The organism is Pseudomonas sp. NBRC 111130, assembly GCF_001320485.1.
GTDB classification, from domain to species: Bacteria; Pseudomonadota; Gammaproteobacteria; order Pseudomonadales; family Pseudomonadaceae; genus Aquipseudomonas; species Aquipseudomonas vlassakiae.
On record NZ_BCBG01000038.1, the window covers coordinates 22,252 to 38,410 of the forward strand.

Annotated in this window: 13 protein-coding genes; 4 read left to right on the plus strand and 9 right to left on the minus strand. The window is 62.7% G+C overall.

The genetic code is table 11. The annotated features are described in order from the left end of the window. The first annotated feature begins 55 nt into the window (after nt 1–55). On the plus strand, nt 56–1,732 hold the full coding sequence (locus APH33_RS17095) for an AMP-binding protein (RefSeq protein ID WP_054886281.1): 1,677 nt from the start codon (nt 56–58) through the stop codon (nt 1,730–1,732). Nucleotides 1,733–1,783: 51 nt separating this feature from the next. On the opposite strand, the gene APH33_RS17100 is transcribed toward APH33_RS17095, so the two are convergent. The 5 genes from APH33_RS17100 to APH33_RS27440 all read right to left on the minus strand — a co-directional run bounded on the left by APH33_RS17100 (nt 1,784) and on the right by APH33_RS27440 (nt 3,447). After that, a complete protein-coding gene (locus tag APH33_RS17100) occupies nt 1,784–2,044 on the minus strand; it encodes a hypothetical protein (RefSeq protein ID WP_054886282.1) in 261 nt (86 codons plus the stop codon). Between the two features lie 59 nt (nt 2,045–2,103). Then, nucleotides 2,104–2,334: an acyl carrier protein gene (acpP, locus tag APH33_RS17105; RefSeq protein ID WP_054886283.1), complete on the minus strand. Its 231-nt coding sequence runs from the start codon at nt 2,332–2,334 to the stop codon at nt 2,104–2,106. 266 nt (nt 2,335–2,600) lie between these two features. Next, nucleotides 2,601–2,732, minus strand: coding sequence for a hypothetical protein (locus APH33_RS27700; protein ID WP_256218664.1), 132 nt, complete (start codon nt 2,730–2,732; stop codon nt 2,601–2,603). Nucleotides 2,733–2,951: 219 nt separating this feature from the next. Then, nucleotides 2,952–3,188: a hypothetical protein gene (locus tag APH33_RS17110; protein ID WP_256218665.1), complete on the minus strand. Its 237-nt coding sequence runs from the start codon at nt 3,186–3,188 to the stop codon at nt 2,952–2,954. 97 nt (nt 3,189–3,285) lie between these two features. Then, nucleotides 3,286–3,447: a hypothetical protein gene (locus APH33_RS27440; protein WP_177332413.1), complete on the minus strand. Its 162-nt coding sequence runs from the start codon at nt 3,445–3,447 to the stop codon at nt 3,286–3,288. Nucleotides 3,448–3,599: 152 nt separating this feature from the next. On the opposite strand from APH33_RS27440, the gene APH33_RS17115 reads away from it, so the two are divergent. The 3 genes from APH33_RS17115 to glgB are packed head-to-tail and all read left to right on the plus strand — an operon-like array spanning nt 3,600 to nt 11,163. Beyond that, nucleotides 3,600–5,618 (plus strand): alpha-1,4-glucan--maltose-1-phosphate maltosyltransferase, encoded by a 2,019-nt coding sequence (locus APH33_RS17115; protein ID WP_054886284.1) that lies wholly within the window; start codon nt 3,600–3,602, stop codon nt 5,616–5,618. Between the two features lie 15 nt (nt 5,619–5,633). Next, entirely contained in the window at nt 5,634–8,972 is a 3,339-nt protein-coding gene (gene treS / locus APH33_RS17120) for a maltose alpha-D-glucosyltransferase (protein WP_054886285.1), read from the plus strand. After that, complete coding sequence (gene glgB / locus APH33_RS17125) at nt 8,953–11,163, plus strand: 1,4-alpha-glucan branching protein GlgB (protein WP_054886286.1); 2,211 nt, start codon at nt 8,953–8,955, stop codon at nt 11,161–11,163. The genes treS and glgB overlap by 20 nt, the downstream gene beginning before the upstream one ends. A 55-nt stretch (nt 11,164–11,218) precedes the next feature. Here the strand turns inward: glgB and APH33_RS17130 are convergent, their stop codons facing one another. The 4 genes from APH33_RS17130 to APH33_RS17145 form a co-directional block, all read right to left on the minus strand. Further along, nucleotides 11,219–12,298 carry an autotransporter outer membrane beta-barrel domain-containing protein gene (locus APH33_RS17130; RefSeq protein ID WP_054886287.1) on the minus strand — a complete coding sequence of 360 codons (1,080 nt, stop codon included), beginning with the start codon at nt 12,296–12,298 and terminating at the stop codon, nt 11,219–11,221. A 320-nt stretch (nt 12,299–12,618) separates the two neighbouring features. Next, on the minus strand, nt 12,619–13,413 hold the full coding sequence (locus APH33_RS17135; protein WP_054886288.1) for an endonuclease/exonuclease/phosphatase family protein: 795 nt from the start codon (nt 13,411–13,413) through the stop codon (nt 12,619–12,621). A gap of 159 nt (nt 13,414–13,572) precedes the next feature. Continuing rightward, on the minus strand, nt 13,573–15,726 hold the full coding sequence (gene glgX, locus APH33_RS17140; protein WP_054886289.1) for a glycogen debranching protein GlgX: 2,154 nt from the start codon (nt 15,724–15,726) through the stop codon (nt 13,573–13,575). Nucleotides 15,727–15,879: 153 nt separating this feature from the next. Continuing rightward, nucleotides 15,880–16,146 carry a DUF2934 domain-containing protein gene (locus APH33_RS17145; RefSeq protein ID WP_371263256.1) on the minus strand — a complete coding sequence of 89 codons (267 nt, stop codon included), beginning with the start codon at nt 16,144–16,146 and terminating at the stop codon, nt 15,880–15,882. Nucleotides 16,147–16,159: the final 13 nt, after the last annotated feature.

Sequence of the window (16,159 nt, forward strand, 5' to 3'; positions counted from 1 at the left end):
CAGTATTCCCAGCTCGCTTCAGCCGTGCCCAGAACAACCACAAGAAGGGACACCCATGAGTCAACCAAGCTACACCCGCGGTCGCCAGGACCAACCGTTGCTGACCCTGACCATCGGCCAGGCCTTCGATGCCACCGTGGCCCGTTGCGCCGACGGCGAAGCGCTGGTGGCGCGCCACCAAGGCCTGCGCTACAGCTGGCGGCAGCTGGCCGAACAGGTCGACACCCATGCCCGCGCCCTGATGGCCCTGGCCGTGAACACTGGCGACCGGGTCGGCATCTGGTCGCCCAACTGCGCCCAGTGGTGCATCTTGCAATTGGCCAGCGCCAAGGTCGGTGCGATCCTGGTCAACATCAACCCGGCCTATCGCGTGGGTGAACTGGAGTACGTGCTACGCCAGTCTGGCTGCCGCTGGCTGGTGTGTGCCGATGCGTTCAAGACCTCTGATTACCATGCCATGGTCCAAGCGTTGGTGCCGGAGCTGGCGACCGCCAACCTTGGCGAGCTGGCCAGTGAACGCCTGCCCGAACTGCGCGGGGTGATCAGCCTGGCGGCCAACCCGCCCAGCGGCTTCCTGCCCTGGCAAGCGCTGGCCGAGCGGGCAGGGCAAACGCCGCTGCAAGCCTACGTGGCTCGCCAGCACAGCCTGCAGTTCGACCAACCGGTGAACATCCAGTACACCTCCGGCACGACCGGTGCGCCCAAAGGTGCCACGCTCAGCCACTACAACATCCTCAACAACGGCTTCATGGTCGGTGAAAGCCTCGGCCTGAGCGACCGCGACCGCATGGTGATCCCGGTGCCGCTTTACCATTGCTTCGGCATGGTCATGGCCAACCTCGGCTGCATCACTCACGGCAGTACCATGGTCTACCCCAATGACGCCTTCGACGCCGAACTCACCTTGCGCGCCGTCGCCGAAGAACGTGCCAGCATCCTGTATGGCGTGCCAACCATGTTCATTGCCATGCTCGACCACCCATCGCGCACGCAACTGGACCTGTCGACCCTGCGCAGCGGCATCATGGCCGGCGCCACCTGCCCGATCGAGGTGATGCGCCGGGTCATCGAGCACATGCACATGGCCGAGGTGCAGATCGCCTACGGCATGACCGAAACCAGCCCGGTATCCTTGCAAACCGGCCCGGACGATGAACTGGAGCTGCGCGTGACCACCGTCGGCCGCACTCAGCCGCAGCTGGAAACCAAGCTGGTGGACGCCGATGGCTGCATCGTCGCCCGGGGTGAGATCGGTGAGCTTTGCACGCGCGGCTATAGCGTGATGCTTGGCTACTGGGGCAACCCCGAGGCCACGGCGGATGCCATCGACCCGGCTGGCTGGATGCATTCGGGCGACCTGGCGGTGATGGATGAGCACGGGTATGTGCGCATTGTCGGGCGCAACAAGGACATGATCATTCGCGGTGGGGAGAACATCTACCCGCGCGAGCTGGAGGAGTTCTTCTACACCCACCCGGCAGTGGCCGACGCACAGGTGGTGGGCATTCCGTGCAACCGATACGGCGAAGAGATCGTGGCCTGGATCAAGCTGCACCCGGGGCACAGCGCCACGGCTGAGGAGCTGCAGGACTGGTGCAAGGCACGTATTGCGCACTTCAAGGTGCCACGGTATTTCCGCTTCGTTGACGAATTTCCGATGACGGTGACCGGGAAGGTGCAGAAGTTTCGCATGCGGGAGATCAGTATCGAGAGCTTCTCCTTGCGGGAATGATGACGATGGAAACAGGTCGGTGTTCCGGCCTGTTTCCTGTCAAGCAATCGCTCAAGGCGTGCAGAGCGTTTCGATCACATCGCCAACGGTCATCGCATCGCTATAAGTTAGCGGTTTCCGGGTGGCCACCCGAAGCGCTTTCAAGTACAAGCGTAGTGTCTTCTCGCCGAGTGCTTCCCTTAGCAGCAGTTCATCGTGAACTTTGAAATCCTGCAATAACTCGCTTACGCCATAGGCTCTGGTGTGTTGCAGCTGTTTGTTGGACAGAATCTTCTGAAGGCTTCTGACTACGAGCTTGCGATATTGATCCATGATGGCGTCTCCGGAGGGCGCGAAGGCTTGGTTTGAGGTCGCATGGGCGGACTTCTGGCCTATTGGGCGCTGATGTAATCGATTGCGTCTTGCACGGTGGAGAGTTTTTCCGCGTCTTCGTCGGGTATTTCCATCTCGAACTCTTCTTCCAGCGCCATGACTAACTCTACGGTGTCGAGCGAGTCTGCGCCGAGGTCCTCGGAGAATGATGAAGAGAGCGTGACCGCATCAACTTTGACGCTCAATTGCTCTGCAACGATTTGCTTTACGCGTTCCTCGATGGTGCTCATCTCATGCTCCCGCTGATGGCTGGTGTGCCTTGTATAGCGCGCAGGAGAAAGTACCGAAACTGGTAAAAATGACAGTTGTCGAAGGCACATTGCGTGCTTGCTGTCTTTGGTTCTTGCCGGTTGACGTATTTGCGCTACCGGCCCTTTCGCGGGCACGCCCGCTCCCACAGGTATTGCGCCGGACTTGATACGGCGCGGTACCTGTGGGAGCGGGTTTACCCGCGAAGAGGTGCAGCCTGGCGGCGGAATGTGCTTGAAAGGCGGACTCAACCCATCGACTCCAACTGGCTATAGTAGGTCTGCGCCATTTCCTTCACTGTTTTACACGCTTTCATGGCGCTGCCAGGAGCCTCGTTGAACTCCTTAAAGTCCAGGTCAATTTCGTTCAGTGCCTTCATGACCTTGTCCCGACCCATTGCATCTACCGTGTCGGTCAGACTCGGGTCGGGAATCCCTGCTTCTTTGAGTTTTTTAATGACATAGGCCAGAGCATCCGGTTGTCATCATCAGACATGGTGTAGCCTCTTTGAGTATTGAGGAGGCTTCAGTGTCAGAGTGAGCCGTTAAAGGCACAACTGGCATTTTTGTCAGTTCAACAGGCGAGCTGACTGGAAGGGTCAGCTCAGTTCCATTGCCTTGCAAAGCCCCGCGGCAAGCTCGGCAACGGTCTGGTAATCACGGCGCAAGTGCACGCCGTAACGTGCCTCCAGCGCCATCAGCGCGAATTCGCATTTATCCTTGTCCTGATGGGCCAGCCAGGTTCCCAGCCATGGGTCGACCACCCCGGCATCCTGCAAGTAGTCGATCACTTGTCGCTCGAACTCCATGCGCAGCCAACGGGTCGCGATATGCACGATAGGGGGCTCCTTGGCATAAATAGGGAGCCCTCATCTTCAGCAACGGCGGCAAACCGCGCTACTGGCAAAAATATCAGTCCGCCGTCGTCTACCCTTAAGCCTTCACCGGTGGTTCATCACTCGGCGGATCCCCCACCGTTGGCGGCATGGTCGGCTTGATCGGCAGCTCGTCCGGGTCGTCCTCCGGCACGGGCGGCGGCAGGCTCGGGTCGTCGATATTAGGGTCGGGTGTTTCCGGTGGAATGGGAATGTTCATGGCTGGGCTCGTGTGAATGCGCGTGGGTGGAATTGAAGAGGTCCTGCAGGCTCTGACCGCTGGCAGCAGCCATTCGCTCCAATTTTTTTGAACCCCTTGACGTGCGCCCGGCTCTGAACCCTTACCGCCACCAGCCTGAGGGAGCAAGGTCGATGTCACGCAACGAGCCCTTTGAACATGCGCCCACGGCGAATGATCACCCGGACCAGGCCATCAGCCTGTCCCAGGCGCTACTGGCGCCACGCATCGTCATCGAAGACACCCAGCCGGTGCTCGACGCCGGCAGCTTCGCGGCCAAGGCCATCAGCGGCCAGCCTGTGGCGGTCAGCAGCAAGGTCTATACCGATGGCCATGACCGCATGGCCGTGGTGCTGACCTGGCGCCAGTCGCAAAGCCGCCGGGTGCACTGCGTGCCCATGCAGTCGCCGGGCAATGACCTGTGGCTGGCCGAGTTCACGTCCACCGAGATCGGCCCGCACGTGTTCAGCATCGAGGCCTGGATCGACCCGTTCGCTACCTATTGCCATGATCTGGAGAAAAAGTACCACGCCGGCGTCGACGTCAAGCTGGAGCTCGAAGAGGGCCGGCTGATGCTCGGCAAAGGCATCGAACTCAGTGAAGGTGTGCTTCGCGACGAACTGCAACGCTTGCAACAGCAATTGGGCGAGCTGCACACCGATGATCAGGTAGCACTGTTGCTGGGCGCCGAAGCGTCGCGGCTGATGGCCGAAGCCGAGCACCGTAGCTACCTGACCCGCAGCATCGAATTCCCGCTGGATGTCGACCGGCCGGCAGCGCAGTTCGCCAGTTGGTACGAACTGTTCCCGCGTTCGATCACCGACAGCCCCGAGCGCCACGGCACCTTCAACGACGTGCACCAGCGCCTGCCGATGATTCGCGACATGGGTTTTGACGTGCTGTATTTTCCGCCGATCCACCCCATCGGCAGCAAGCACCGCAAAGGCCGCAACAATGCACTGCAGGCCGAGCCCGGTGACCCGGGCAGCCCCTATGCCATCGGCAGCCCGGACGGTGGTCACGACGCGATCCATCCGCAGCTGGGCAGCCGTGACGACTTCCGCCGCCTGGTGTCGGCCGCCGCCCAGCATGGCCTGGAGATCGCTTTGGACTTCGCCATCCAGTGCTCCCAGGACCACCCGTGGCTCACCGAACACCCAGGCTGGTTCAGCTGGCGGCCGGACGGCACCATTCGCTACGCGGAAAACCCGCCGAAGAAATATCAGGACATCGTCAACGTCGATTTCTATGCGCCCGACGCGGTACCCAGCCTGTGGCTGGCCCTGCGTGACGTGATCATCGGCTGGGTCGAGGAGGGGGTGAAGACCTTTCGTGTCGATAACCCGCACACCAAACCGTTGCCCTTCTGGCAATGGCTGATCGCCAATGTGCGTGCTCAATACCCCGACGTGATCTTCCTCGCCGAAGCCTTCACCAAGCCCGCGATGATGGCGCGCCTGGGCAAGGTCGGGTACGCCCAGAGCTACACCTACTTCACCTGGCGCAACACCAAGCAAGAGTTGCGCGAGTATTTCGAGCAACTCAACCAGCCGCCATGGAGCCAATGCTACCGGCCGAATTTCTTCGTCAACACACCAGACATCAACCCGTACTTCCTGCAGCATAACGGCCGCGCCGGTTTCCTCATCCGGGCGGCGCTGGCAACCATGGGCTCGGGGCTGTGGGGCATGTACAGCGGCTTCGAGCTGTGCGAAAGCGCAGCGCTGCCGGGCAAGGAGGAATACCTGGACTCGGAGAAGTACGAAATCCGCCCCCGGGATTTCACCCAGCCTGGCAACATCATCGCCGAGATCGCCCAGCTCAATCGCATCCGTCGCCAGAACCCCGCGCTGCAGACCCACCTTGGGGTGGCGTTCTTCAACTGCTGGAACGACAACATCCTGTACTTCGCCAAACGCACGCCAGCGCGCGACAACTTCATCCTGGTTACGGTGAGCCTCGATCCGCACAACGCCCAGGAGGCGCATTTCGAATTGCCGCTGTGGGAACTGGGCCTGGATGACAATGCCGAAACCCATGGCGAAGACCTGATGACCGGCCATCGCTGGTCCTGGTACGGCAAGACCCAGTGGATGCGCATCGAACCCTGGAACCTGCCGTTCGGCATCTGGCGCATCAGCAAGGCCCGATAGGGCAAGGAGTCGCACATGGCCAAGCGGTCCCGCCCGGCAGCCTTCATCGATGACCCGCTGTGGTACAAGGATGCCGTGATCTACCAGCTGCATATCAAGTCGTTCTTCGATTCGAACAACGACGGCATCGGCGATTTCGCTGGCCTGATCAGCAAGCTCGACTACATTGCCGAGCTGGGCGTCAACACCCTCTGGCTGCTGCCGTTCTACCCCTCGCCACGGCGCGACGACGGTTACGACATCGCCGAGTACAAGGCTGTGCACCCGGACTACGGCAGCATGGCCGACGCCCGCCGCTTCATCGCCGAGGCGCACAAGCGCGGCCTGCGGGTGATCACCGAACTGGTCATCAACCACACCAGCGACCAGCACCCGTGGTTCCAGCGCGCCCGCCACGCCAAACGCGGCAGCAAGGCGCGGGACTTCTACGTGTGGTCGGACGACGACCAGAAGTACGACGGCACGCGGATCATCTTCCTCGACACCGAAAAATCCAACTGGACCTGGGACCCGGTAGCCGGGCAGTACTTCTGGCACCGCTTCTATTCGCACCAGCCGGACCTCAACTTCGACAACCCGCAGGTGCTCAAGGCGGTGATCGGGGTGATGCGCTTCTGGCTCGACCTCGGCGTCGATGGCCTGCGCCTGGACGCCATTCCGTACCTGATCGAGCGCGACGGTACCAACAACGAGAACCTCGCCGAGACCCACACGGTGCTCAAGGCAATCCGCGCCGAGATCGATGCCAACTACCCTGACCGCATGCTGCTGGCCGAGGCCAACCAGTGGCCCGAAGACACTCGGCCGTATTTCGGCGAGGGGGATGGCGACGAATGCCACATGGCCTTCCACTTCCCGCTGATGCCGCGCATGTACATGGCGCTGGCCATGGAAGACCGCTTCCCGATCACCGACATCCTGCGCCAGACCCCGGACATTCCGGCCAACTGCCAGTGGGCGATCTTCCTGCGCAACCACGATGAGCTGACCCTGGAAATGGTCACCGACCGCGAGCGCGATTACTTGTGGAACTACTACGCCGAGGACCGTCGCGCCCGTATCAACCTCGGTATCCGCCGGCGTCTGGCGCCGTTGCTGCAACGTGACCGGCGGCGCATCGAGCTGCTTACCAGCCTGTTGCTGTCGATGCCGGGGACGCCAACGCTGTACTACGGCGATGAACTGGGCATGGGCGACAACATCTACCTCGGCGACCGCGACGGTGTGCGCACGCCGATGCAATGGTCACCGGACCGCAACGGCGGTTTTTCCAGAGCCGACCCGCAACGCCTGGTGCTACCGCCGATCATGGACCCGTTGTACGGCTACCAGACCGTCAACGTCGAGGCCCAGGCCCACGACCCGCACTCGTTGCTGAACTGGAACCGCCGGCTGCTGGCAGTGCGCAAGCAGCAGAAGGCCTTTGGCCGCGGCAGCCTGCGTACGCTTACGCCGAGCAACCGGCGCATCCTGGCCTACATCCGCGAGTACACCGACGCCGACGGCAATACCGAAGTCATCCTTTGCGTCGCCAACGTTTCCCGCGCCGCCCAGGCGGCGGAGCTCGAACTGTCGCAATACGCGGGCAAAGTGCCGGTGGAGATGCTCGGTGGCAGCGCCTTCCCGCCGATTGGCCAGCTGCCGTTCCTGCTGACGTTGCCGCCGTACGCCTTCTACTGGTTCCTGCTGGCTGCCCATGACCGCATGCCCAGCTGGCACATCCAAGCCACCGAGGGGTTGCCGGAATTGACCACTTTAGTGCTGCGCAAACGCATGGAAGAACTGCTGGAATCGCCCTCCAGCGACACCCTCAACGACACCATCCTGCCGCAATACCTGCCCAAGCGTCGCTGGTTCGCGGGCAAGGAAGGCCCGATCGATCAGGTGCGCCTGCGCTACGGCGTGCGTTTCGGCACCGCTACCACCCCGGTGCTGCTCAGTGAGATCGAAGTGCTCAGCGATGGCATAGCCACCCGCTACCAGTTGCCGTTCGGCCTGCATGCGGAAGAGCAGATCAACTCGGCGCTGCCACAGCAGTTGGCGCTGTCGCGGGTGCGCCGTGGCCGTCAGGTCGGCCTGATTACCGATGCCTTCGTCCTCGAACCGTTCATCCGTGCGGTACTGCGGGCCTGCCAGGACGGCACGCAGCTGCCCTGCGGCAATGGCCAAGGCGAGTTGCGCTTCGCGTGCACCGCTCAGCTGGCCGGGCTGGAACTGAACGAGCAAAGCCAGGTGCGCTACCTCAGCGCCGAGCAATCCAACAGCTCGGTGGTGGTTGGCGACCGCGTGGTGCTCAAGCTGATTCGCCGGGTCAACCCAGGCATTCACCCCGAGCTGGAAATGAGCGCCTATCTCACCGCCGCCGGCTTCGCCAACATCTCGCCGCTGCTGGCCTGGGTCAGCCGCGTCGATGAGCAGGGCGCGCCGCACCTGTTGATGATCGCCCAAGGCTACCTCAGCAACCAGGGCGATGCCTGGGCCTGGACCCAGAACACCCTTGAGCGGGCCATCCGCGACGAGATGGAGCCTGGCACTGCCGACCCAGAAGCGCATACCGACGCGCTGGCCGAACTCACCGGCTTCGCCGCCTTGCTCGGTCAGCGCCTGGGCGAGATGCACCAGCTGCTCGCAGCACCGAGCGACGACGAAGCGTTCCAGCCGCGCCCCAGCGACGCCGACGACTGCCAACGCTGGAGCGCGCAGATCAGCGCCGAACTGGATCATGCCCTCGACCTGCTGGCGCAGCACCGCGAACACCTCGACAGCGACAGCCAGGCCCTGGTCGACGACCTGCAACAGCAGCGGGACGGCCTCGCCCAGCACGTCGCCAGGCTCGCCGAACAGGCCCAGGGCGGCCTGCTGATGCGCGTGCACGGCGACCTGCACCTGGGCCAGGTGCTGGTGGTGCAGGGCGATGCCTACCTGATCGATTTCGAGGGCGAACCTGCCCGTCCGCTGGACGAACGCCGGGCCAAACACAGCCCGTACAAGGATGTCAGCGGCGTGTTGCGATCCTTCGACTATGCTGCTGCGATGATCTTGCGCAGCGCGTCTGCCGTAGACCTTTCCGACCCGGCCCGGCTAGCCCGGCAACGGGTTGCCCGGCGGTACCTGCACCAGTCGCGGCATGCCTTCGTCGAAGCCTACGGCCTGGCCACCGCCGCCGTGCCCCACGCCTGGCAACATGCCGAGGGCGAGCGCGCCGCACTGGAGTTGTTCTGCCTGGAAAAAGCCGCCTACGAAATCACATACGAAGCCGAAAACCGTCCAAGTTGGCTGGCCGTGCCTTTGCATGGCCTGCATGGACTGATCAGTACCTGGGGGAGATTCATAGATGAACGCAACCACGCGTGAAAACGGCGGCCTTCGGCAACGGGACCTGGATGCCCTGGCCCGCGCCGAGCACGCCGATCCATTTGCAGTGCTGGGCCCCCATGGCGACGGGCAGGGCGGCTTGTTCGTCCGTGCCTTCCTGCCCAATGCCCTGAGCGTGCGGGTGCTGGCGCGCCATGACCGGCGTGTCCTTGCCGACATGGTGCAGGGCAGCCTGCCTGGCCTGTTCACTGCGCACCTCGATGAGGCACAGCCGTACTTGCTGCAAATCGGCTGGGCCGGTGGCGAGCAGGTGACCGAAGACCCTTACAGCTTCGGCCCGCAACTCGGCGACATGGACCTCTACCTGTTTGCCGAAGGCAACCACCGCGACCTCTCCGGGCGCTTCGGCGCTCAGCCGACCCAGGTCGAGGGTGTCGATGGCGTGTGCTTCTCGGTGTGGGCTCCGAATGCGCGGCGGGTGTCGGTGGTCGGCGACTTCAACAACTGGGACGGCCGCCGCCACCCCATGCGGCTGCGCCACAGCGCTGGCGTGTGGGAGCTGTTCGTGCCGCGCCTGGGTGTGGGCGAAACCTACAAGTTCGAAGTGCTCGGCAAGGACGGCATACTGCCGCTGAAGGCTGACCCGCTGGCCCGCGCCACTGAGCTGCCACCTAGCACCGCGTCCAAGGTGGCCGCCGAACTGAGCCATGCCTGGCAGGACCACGACTGGATGGAGCACCGCGCCCAGCGCCACGCCTACAGCGCCCCGTTGTCGATCTACGAACTGCACCCCGGCTCCTGGCAATGCGAGCTTGACGAGCTGGGTGAAGTGTCGCGCTACTACAACTGGCGTGAGCTGGCCGAACGCCTGGTGCCTTACGTGCAGCAACTGGGGTTCACCCATATCGAGCTGCTGCCGATCATGGAGCACCCGTTCGGGGGCTCGTGGGGTTACCAGCCGCTGTCGATGTTCGCACCGACCTCGCGCTACGGCAGCCCTGAGGACTTCGCGGCCTTCATCGATGCCTGCCATCAGGGTGGCATTGGCGTGATCCTCGACTGGGTACCGGCGCATTTCCCCACCGACGAACACGGCCTGGCCCGCTTTGACGGCACTGCACTGTACGAGTACGACAACCCGCTCGAAGGCTACCATCAGGACTGGAACACGCTGATCTACAACCTCGGCCGCAACGAGGTGCGTGGTTTCATGATGGCGTCGGCCCTGCACTGGCTCAAACACTTCCACATCGACGGTTTGCGCGTCGATGCGGTGGCCTCGATGCTGTACCGCGACTACTCGCGCAAGCCCGGCGAATGGGTGCCCAACCGCCACGGTGGGCGCGAAAACCTCGAGGCCATCGACTTCATCCGCCACCTCAACGGTATCGCCGCCCATGAGGCACCGGGCGCACTGATCATCGCCGAGGAATCCACTGCCTGGCCGGGTGTGAGCCAGCCGACCGAGCAGGGCGGCCTGGGCTTCGCCTACAAGTGGAACATGGGCTGGATGCACGACACCTTGCACTACATCCAGAACGATCCGGTGCACCGAACCTATCACCACAATGAGATGAGCTTCGGCCTGATCTATGCCTATTCCGAACACTTCATCCTGCCGATCTCTCACGACGAGGTGGTGCACGGCAAGCACTCGCTGATCGACAAGATGCCAGGCGACCGCTGGCAGAAGTTCGCCAACCTGCGCGCCTACCTGACCTTCATGTGGACCCACCCGGGCAAGAAGCTGCTGTTCATGGGCTGCGAGTTCGGCCAGTGGCGCGAGTGGAACCATGACCACCAACTGGACTGGTACCTGCTGCAATATCCTGAGCACCAGGGCGTGCAGCGCCTGGTAGGCGACCTCAACCGCTTGTATCGCGAGCTGCCGGCACTGCATGAACAGGACTGCCAGCCCCAGGGTTTCCAGTGGCTGATCGGCGATGACGCGCACAACAGCGTGTACGCCTGGCTGCGCTGGAGCAGCCAGGGTGAGCCATTGCTGGTGGTGGCCAACTTCACCCCGGTGCCGCGCGAGGGTTACCGGATTGGTGTGCCATTTGGCGAGCGTTGGCAGGAGTTGCTGAACAGCGATGCCGAGCTGTATGCCGGGTCGAACGTGGGCAACCTGGGGGCGGTGGCGAGTGATCAGGTGGCCAGCCATGGGCAGCCACTGTCACTGGCACTGAACTTGCCACCGCTTGGCGTTCTGGTGATGAAGCCGGCCTGATTTATTGCCCGTACTGGCCTCTTCGCGGGTTCACCCGCGAAGAGGCCAGACCTGCCTACCACCGCATCCGCACCCCAAGGCTGCCTATCAGCCCATTGAGGTCGTTGCCATCCACATCACTGCTGTAGTCGGCACTGACGAACAGCGCCACCTTGGGTGTCACCCGTGCCACCAGGCCCAAGCCCAGTTCTACCGTGGTCGAGTATCGCGAGCTGGAGATCTTGTCGACCTGGTCCAGCTTGACATCGCTGGCGTCGTTGAAGTCATACCAGACGTTGGTTCGCACATAGGGCTCGATCGGCATGCCTTTCACGTCGTAGCGCCCGGACAGCTTGGCACCGACCCGGCCGCTCCAGCTCGGCTGGCTGTCGAAGGCCTGCAAGGTCTCCGCCTGCACCTGGTTACCCGGGAAGAACTGCTGGTTGATCAATTGCGCCTGGGGCTCGATCACCCAGCCGCCACCCAGGCCGATCGGGTAACCGCCTTCAATCGAAAAAGTCATCGCATGGCCACTGTCATTCAGGCGTTGGCCACTGTCGCCGCGGCCCATCACCTCGATGCGTGAGCCCATGGCCACGGCATCCAGGTGCCAGCCTCGCTCATGGGTCATGCTCCAGAATACCCCCAGGCTTTCGCCACTGAGGTTGACTGCGTTGCGCTGCTTGTCACCCAGCAACGGCCGTACGCCATTGAAGCTGCTTTGCAGGTTGTTATGGCCGACGAAAATCCCCGCACGGTGGACATTGCCATCGGCGGTTTCACGCACGAACAGGTCCGGGCCGATCATCAATTGCTGGCTGGGCGCTTCCAGTTGCTCTGGCGCTCGCGCCCCAGGCCGAGGCATGGTGCCAGGGAAGAACTGTGCCCACTGGCCGCCTGCCCGCTCGGGGGCCGACAGGTTGTGGCGTTCGCCCATTTTCTCGCTGAAGGCGTTCAGTGTCCCCATGTTCAGGCCGCTGGCGGTGACCGGGTCTAGCGACAACGTCGGCACCGTCGTTTGTTGCAAGTAGCTGGGCGAGATCGGATCTTCCTGCAGTTCGAACGCGAAAGTTTCCACTGGGGTTGCCAGAAGCATCGACGTGGAAACCGCATAGAAAATAGGTTCGAAGCGCAAGGGATTCGAGGTTCTTTTCATGGCGGATCTCCTCTGTTTTTTTTGGTGTGAAGCCCAAGGACCTGGCCTGTTGTCACGAGCTGTACGTCAAAAACAGAGGGCGACAAAAACCAGCACGCCGGCGTTCACGAGCGCGCACAAAGGCGCGAGCTAGAGGCCCGGCGCGAGTTCTTACATCTAGTGATAGTGTTCAGCTAAGGAGAGACAGGCGCTTGCGTCAAGAAAACGTGAAATGTCTGTTCAAACCCTGTGTTCAGCAGTAAGTCATTGATTGAAATAATTAACTTTCCATATATAGCGATGATCGCTATTTCTGCTGCACTGGCTATGCCGAATCATTGTTACAGCCTGACCTCTACGGCCAGTGGCAAGTGGTCGGAGAGGTGCGTCCAAGGTTTGTGCCCCAGTATCTGCGGCGCATGGCTATCGGCATTGCGCAGGTAGATGCGATCCAGGCGCAGCAGGGGCAGGCGCGCCGGGTAGGTACGGGCGAGGTGGCCATGGTGGCGTTCGAAGGCCTCGTGCAGGTCGCGCTGCAGGCCAAGGGTGCGGTTGCCGTGGGACTTCCAGTCATTGAAATCGCCGGCAATGATCACCGGTGCCTCGGCAGGCAAGGAATCAAGCAACTGACGCAGCAGCTTGAGCTGCTTCTGTCGATGGTTTTCCAGCAATGACAGGTGCACGCAGATGGCATGCACGTTGTGCTGGCCGGGGACGTCGAGGATGCAGTGCAGCAGGCCGCGCCGCTCGGGGCCGGTGATCGACACGTCGAGGTTGCGGTGCTCGATGATCGGGTACTTGGACAGCAGCGCATTGCCGTGGTGGCCGTCGGGGTAGACCGCGTTGCGGCCATAGGCGAAGTCGCTCCACATGCTGTCGGCAAGGAATTCGTACTGCGAGGTCTGCGGCCAGCCGGGGTAGCGCGCGGCATGGCGGTCGTGGCTGCCGAGCACTTCCTGGAGGAACACGACGTCGGCCTGGGTGCTGCGCACCGCCTCGCGCAGCTCAGGCAGGATGAAGCGCCGGTTGAAGGCGGTGAAGCCCTTGTGGGTGTTCACCGTCAGCACCCGCAGGCGTTTCACGGGAGGGGCCTGGCGGGTGCTGGCGAAACCTGGGTTGCCGGCTTCGAGGTTCACGGTGACTCCTTCATGCGGGTTGCGCACCTGTAGGAGCGGCCTTGTGTCGCGACAGGGCTGCGCAGCAGCCCCGGCAATTTCTGCTGCGCAGCTCAAATCCTGGGGCCGCTTCGCAGCCCTTTCGCGACACAAGGCCGCTCCTACAGCCGCCTGGTGGGTTCAGTCTTCCTCGCGCTGCAATGCCAACAGCAGCAACGACCGCCCCTTGACCTCAAAGGTACTGTCGAACTGCACATGCTGCGGCTTGCGCAGCTCCGGCCGGTCGGTGTCGATCAGGCAGCTCCAGTAGTCACCTTCCGGAACCGCCGGCAGCAAGAATGGCACCACATCGTGGTGCGCATTGACGATCAACAGCATGGTCGCCTCAGACCCAGGCCGGGCAATACCACTGACCTGCGCGCGACCATCGATCAGCATGCCCAGGCAACGGCCGTGCGGGTCTTCCCACTGCTCCACGCTCATCTCGTTGCCATCGGGCGCCAGCCAGGTCACGTCCTTGACCCCGATCGCTTCGTTGTAATCGCCGACCAGGAAGCGCGAGCGGCGCAGCACCGGGTAGGCCAGGCGCAGGCGGGTCAGACGCTTGACGAAGGCCAGCAGTTGCTTGCCTTCGTCATCCAGGTCCCAGTTGACCCAGCCGATCTCGCTGTCCTGGCAATAGGCGTTGTTGTTGCCATGCTGGGTGCGGCTGAATTCATCACCGGCGACGATCATTGGCGTACCCTGGGCCAATAGCAACGTGGCGAAGAAGTTGCGCATCTGGCGCATGCGCAGAGCGTTGATTTCAGGGTCGTCGGTCGGGCCTTCGGCGCCACAGTTCCACGACAGGTTGTTGTCGGTGCCGTCCTGGTTGTTCTCGTCGTTGTCTTCGTTGTGCTTGCCGTTGTACGACACCAGGTCGCGCAGGGTGAAGCCATCGTGGGCGGTGATGAAGTTGACCGAGGAATACGGCCGCCGCCCGCGGTTGTTGAACAGGTCGCCTGAAGCGGTGATACGTGCGGCGAAATCGGCCAGCTGGCCTTCGTCGCCCTTCCAGAAGGCCCGTGCCGTGTCACGGAAGCGGTCGTTCCACTCGGCCCAGCCCGGCGCGAAATTGCCGACCTGATAGCCACCTGGGCCGCAGTCCCAGGGTTCGGCGATCAGCTTGACCTGGCTGAGCATCGGGTCCTGGCGGCAGGCGACAAGGAAGCCGTGACGCTCGCTGTAGCCGTCGTGATAGCGGCCAAGGATGGTCGCCAGGTCGAAGCGGAAGCCGTCTACATGCATTTCGCCCGCCCAGTAGCGCAGCGAGTCGGTGACCAGCTGCAGTACGCAGGGGTGGCTGAGGTCGAGGGTGTTGCCGGTGCCGGAATCGTTGATGTAGTAGCGCTTGTCGTCGGGCATCAGGCGGTAGTAAGAGGCGTTGTCGATGCCACGCATCGACAGGGTCGGGCCGCGTTCGTTGCCTTCGGCGGTGTGGTTGTAGACCACGTCGAGGATCACTTCCAGGCCTGCGTCATGCAGGTGTGCGACCATCTCCTTGAACTCGGCAATCTTGCCGCTGGCCAGGTAGCTCGGGTGCGGTGCGAAGAAGGCGATGCTGTTGTAGCCCCAGTAATTGTTCAGGCCCTTGTCCAGCAAATGCTGGTCGTTGACGAAGGCATGGATCGGCAGCAGCTCGATGCTCGACACGCCCAGGTCCTTGATGTGCTTGAGCAGTTCGTCGTTGGCAAGGCCGGCGAAGGTGCCACGCAGCTCTTCCGGCACGGCAGGGTGGCGCATGCTGATGCCGCGGGTGTGGGCTTCATAGATGATCGTGCGCTCCCAAGGGACCTGCACGCGCTGGTCGCGGCCCCAGGTGAAGGCCGGGTCGATGACCTTGCACTTGGGCACGAAAGGCGCACTGTCGCGTTCGTCGAACGACAGGTCGCCATCCGGGTGGCCAATGGTGTAACCGAACAGCGCCTCGGACCATTTCAGGCTGCCGACCAATTGCTTGGCATAGGGGTCGATCAGCAATTTGTTCGGGTTGAAGCGGTGGCCGTTTTCCGGCTCGTAGGGGCCGTATACGCGGTAACCGTAGACCAGTCCGGGATGCGCATCAGGCAAGTAGCCATGGTAGATCTCGTCGGTGTACTCGGGCAGCTCGATGCGCTCGAGCTCCTGCTCGCCGGTGGAGTCGAACAGGCACAACTCGACCTTGGTGGCATTGGCCGAAAACAGGGCGAAATTGACCCCCAGGCCGTCCCAGGTCGCGCCGAGGGGGAAGGGCAGGCCTTCGCGGATGCGCGTTGGGGCGACGGAGCGGGTTTTCTTTGGGGTGCGCGGGCTCATGGCAATCCTCGATTGGCCGTTGTGGAGGGTATGTTGCGCAGTCCGGCAGTGGCCTCTTCGCGGCTCAAGCCGCTCCCACAGCAACTGCATTGCCCTCAAGGGCAGTGGAGAACCTGTGGTAGCGGCTTTAGCCGCGAAAGGGCCGGCACGGGCTTAACCAGCAGTTGGCTTTTTCACCGCGCGAGGCTTCTTGGCAGCCACCGGTTTGCTGGCCCCAGGCAACGCCGCAGCCTTCGGTTCAGCTGCTACCTTGGGCTTGGCCGGCGCCCGCTTGCGCGGTGTCGCCTTGGGGGCCAGCGCTTCGGCTTCGGCAAGCTTGCGTGCCATGTCCCAGTGGCGTTCCTCCTGACCCTCCGGCTTACCCTCCGATTCCCAGATCTGATAAGCGAATTCACGTACTCGTTTTTCTTCGACACTCATCACGACGCTCCTG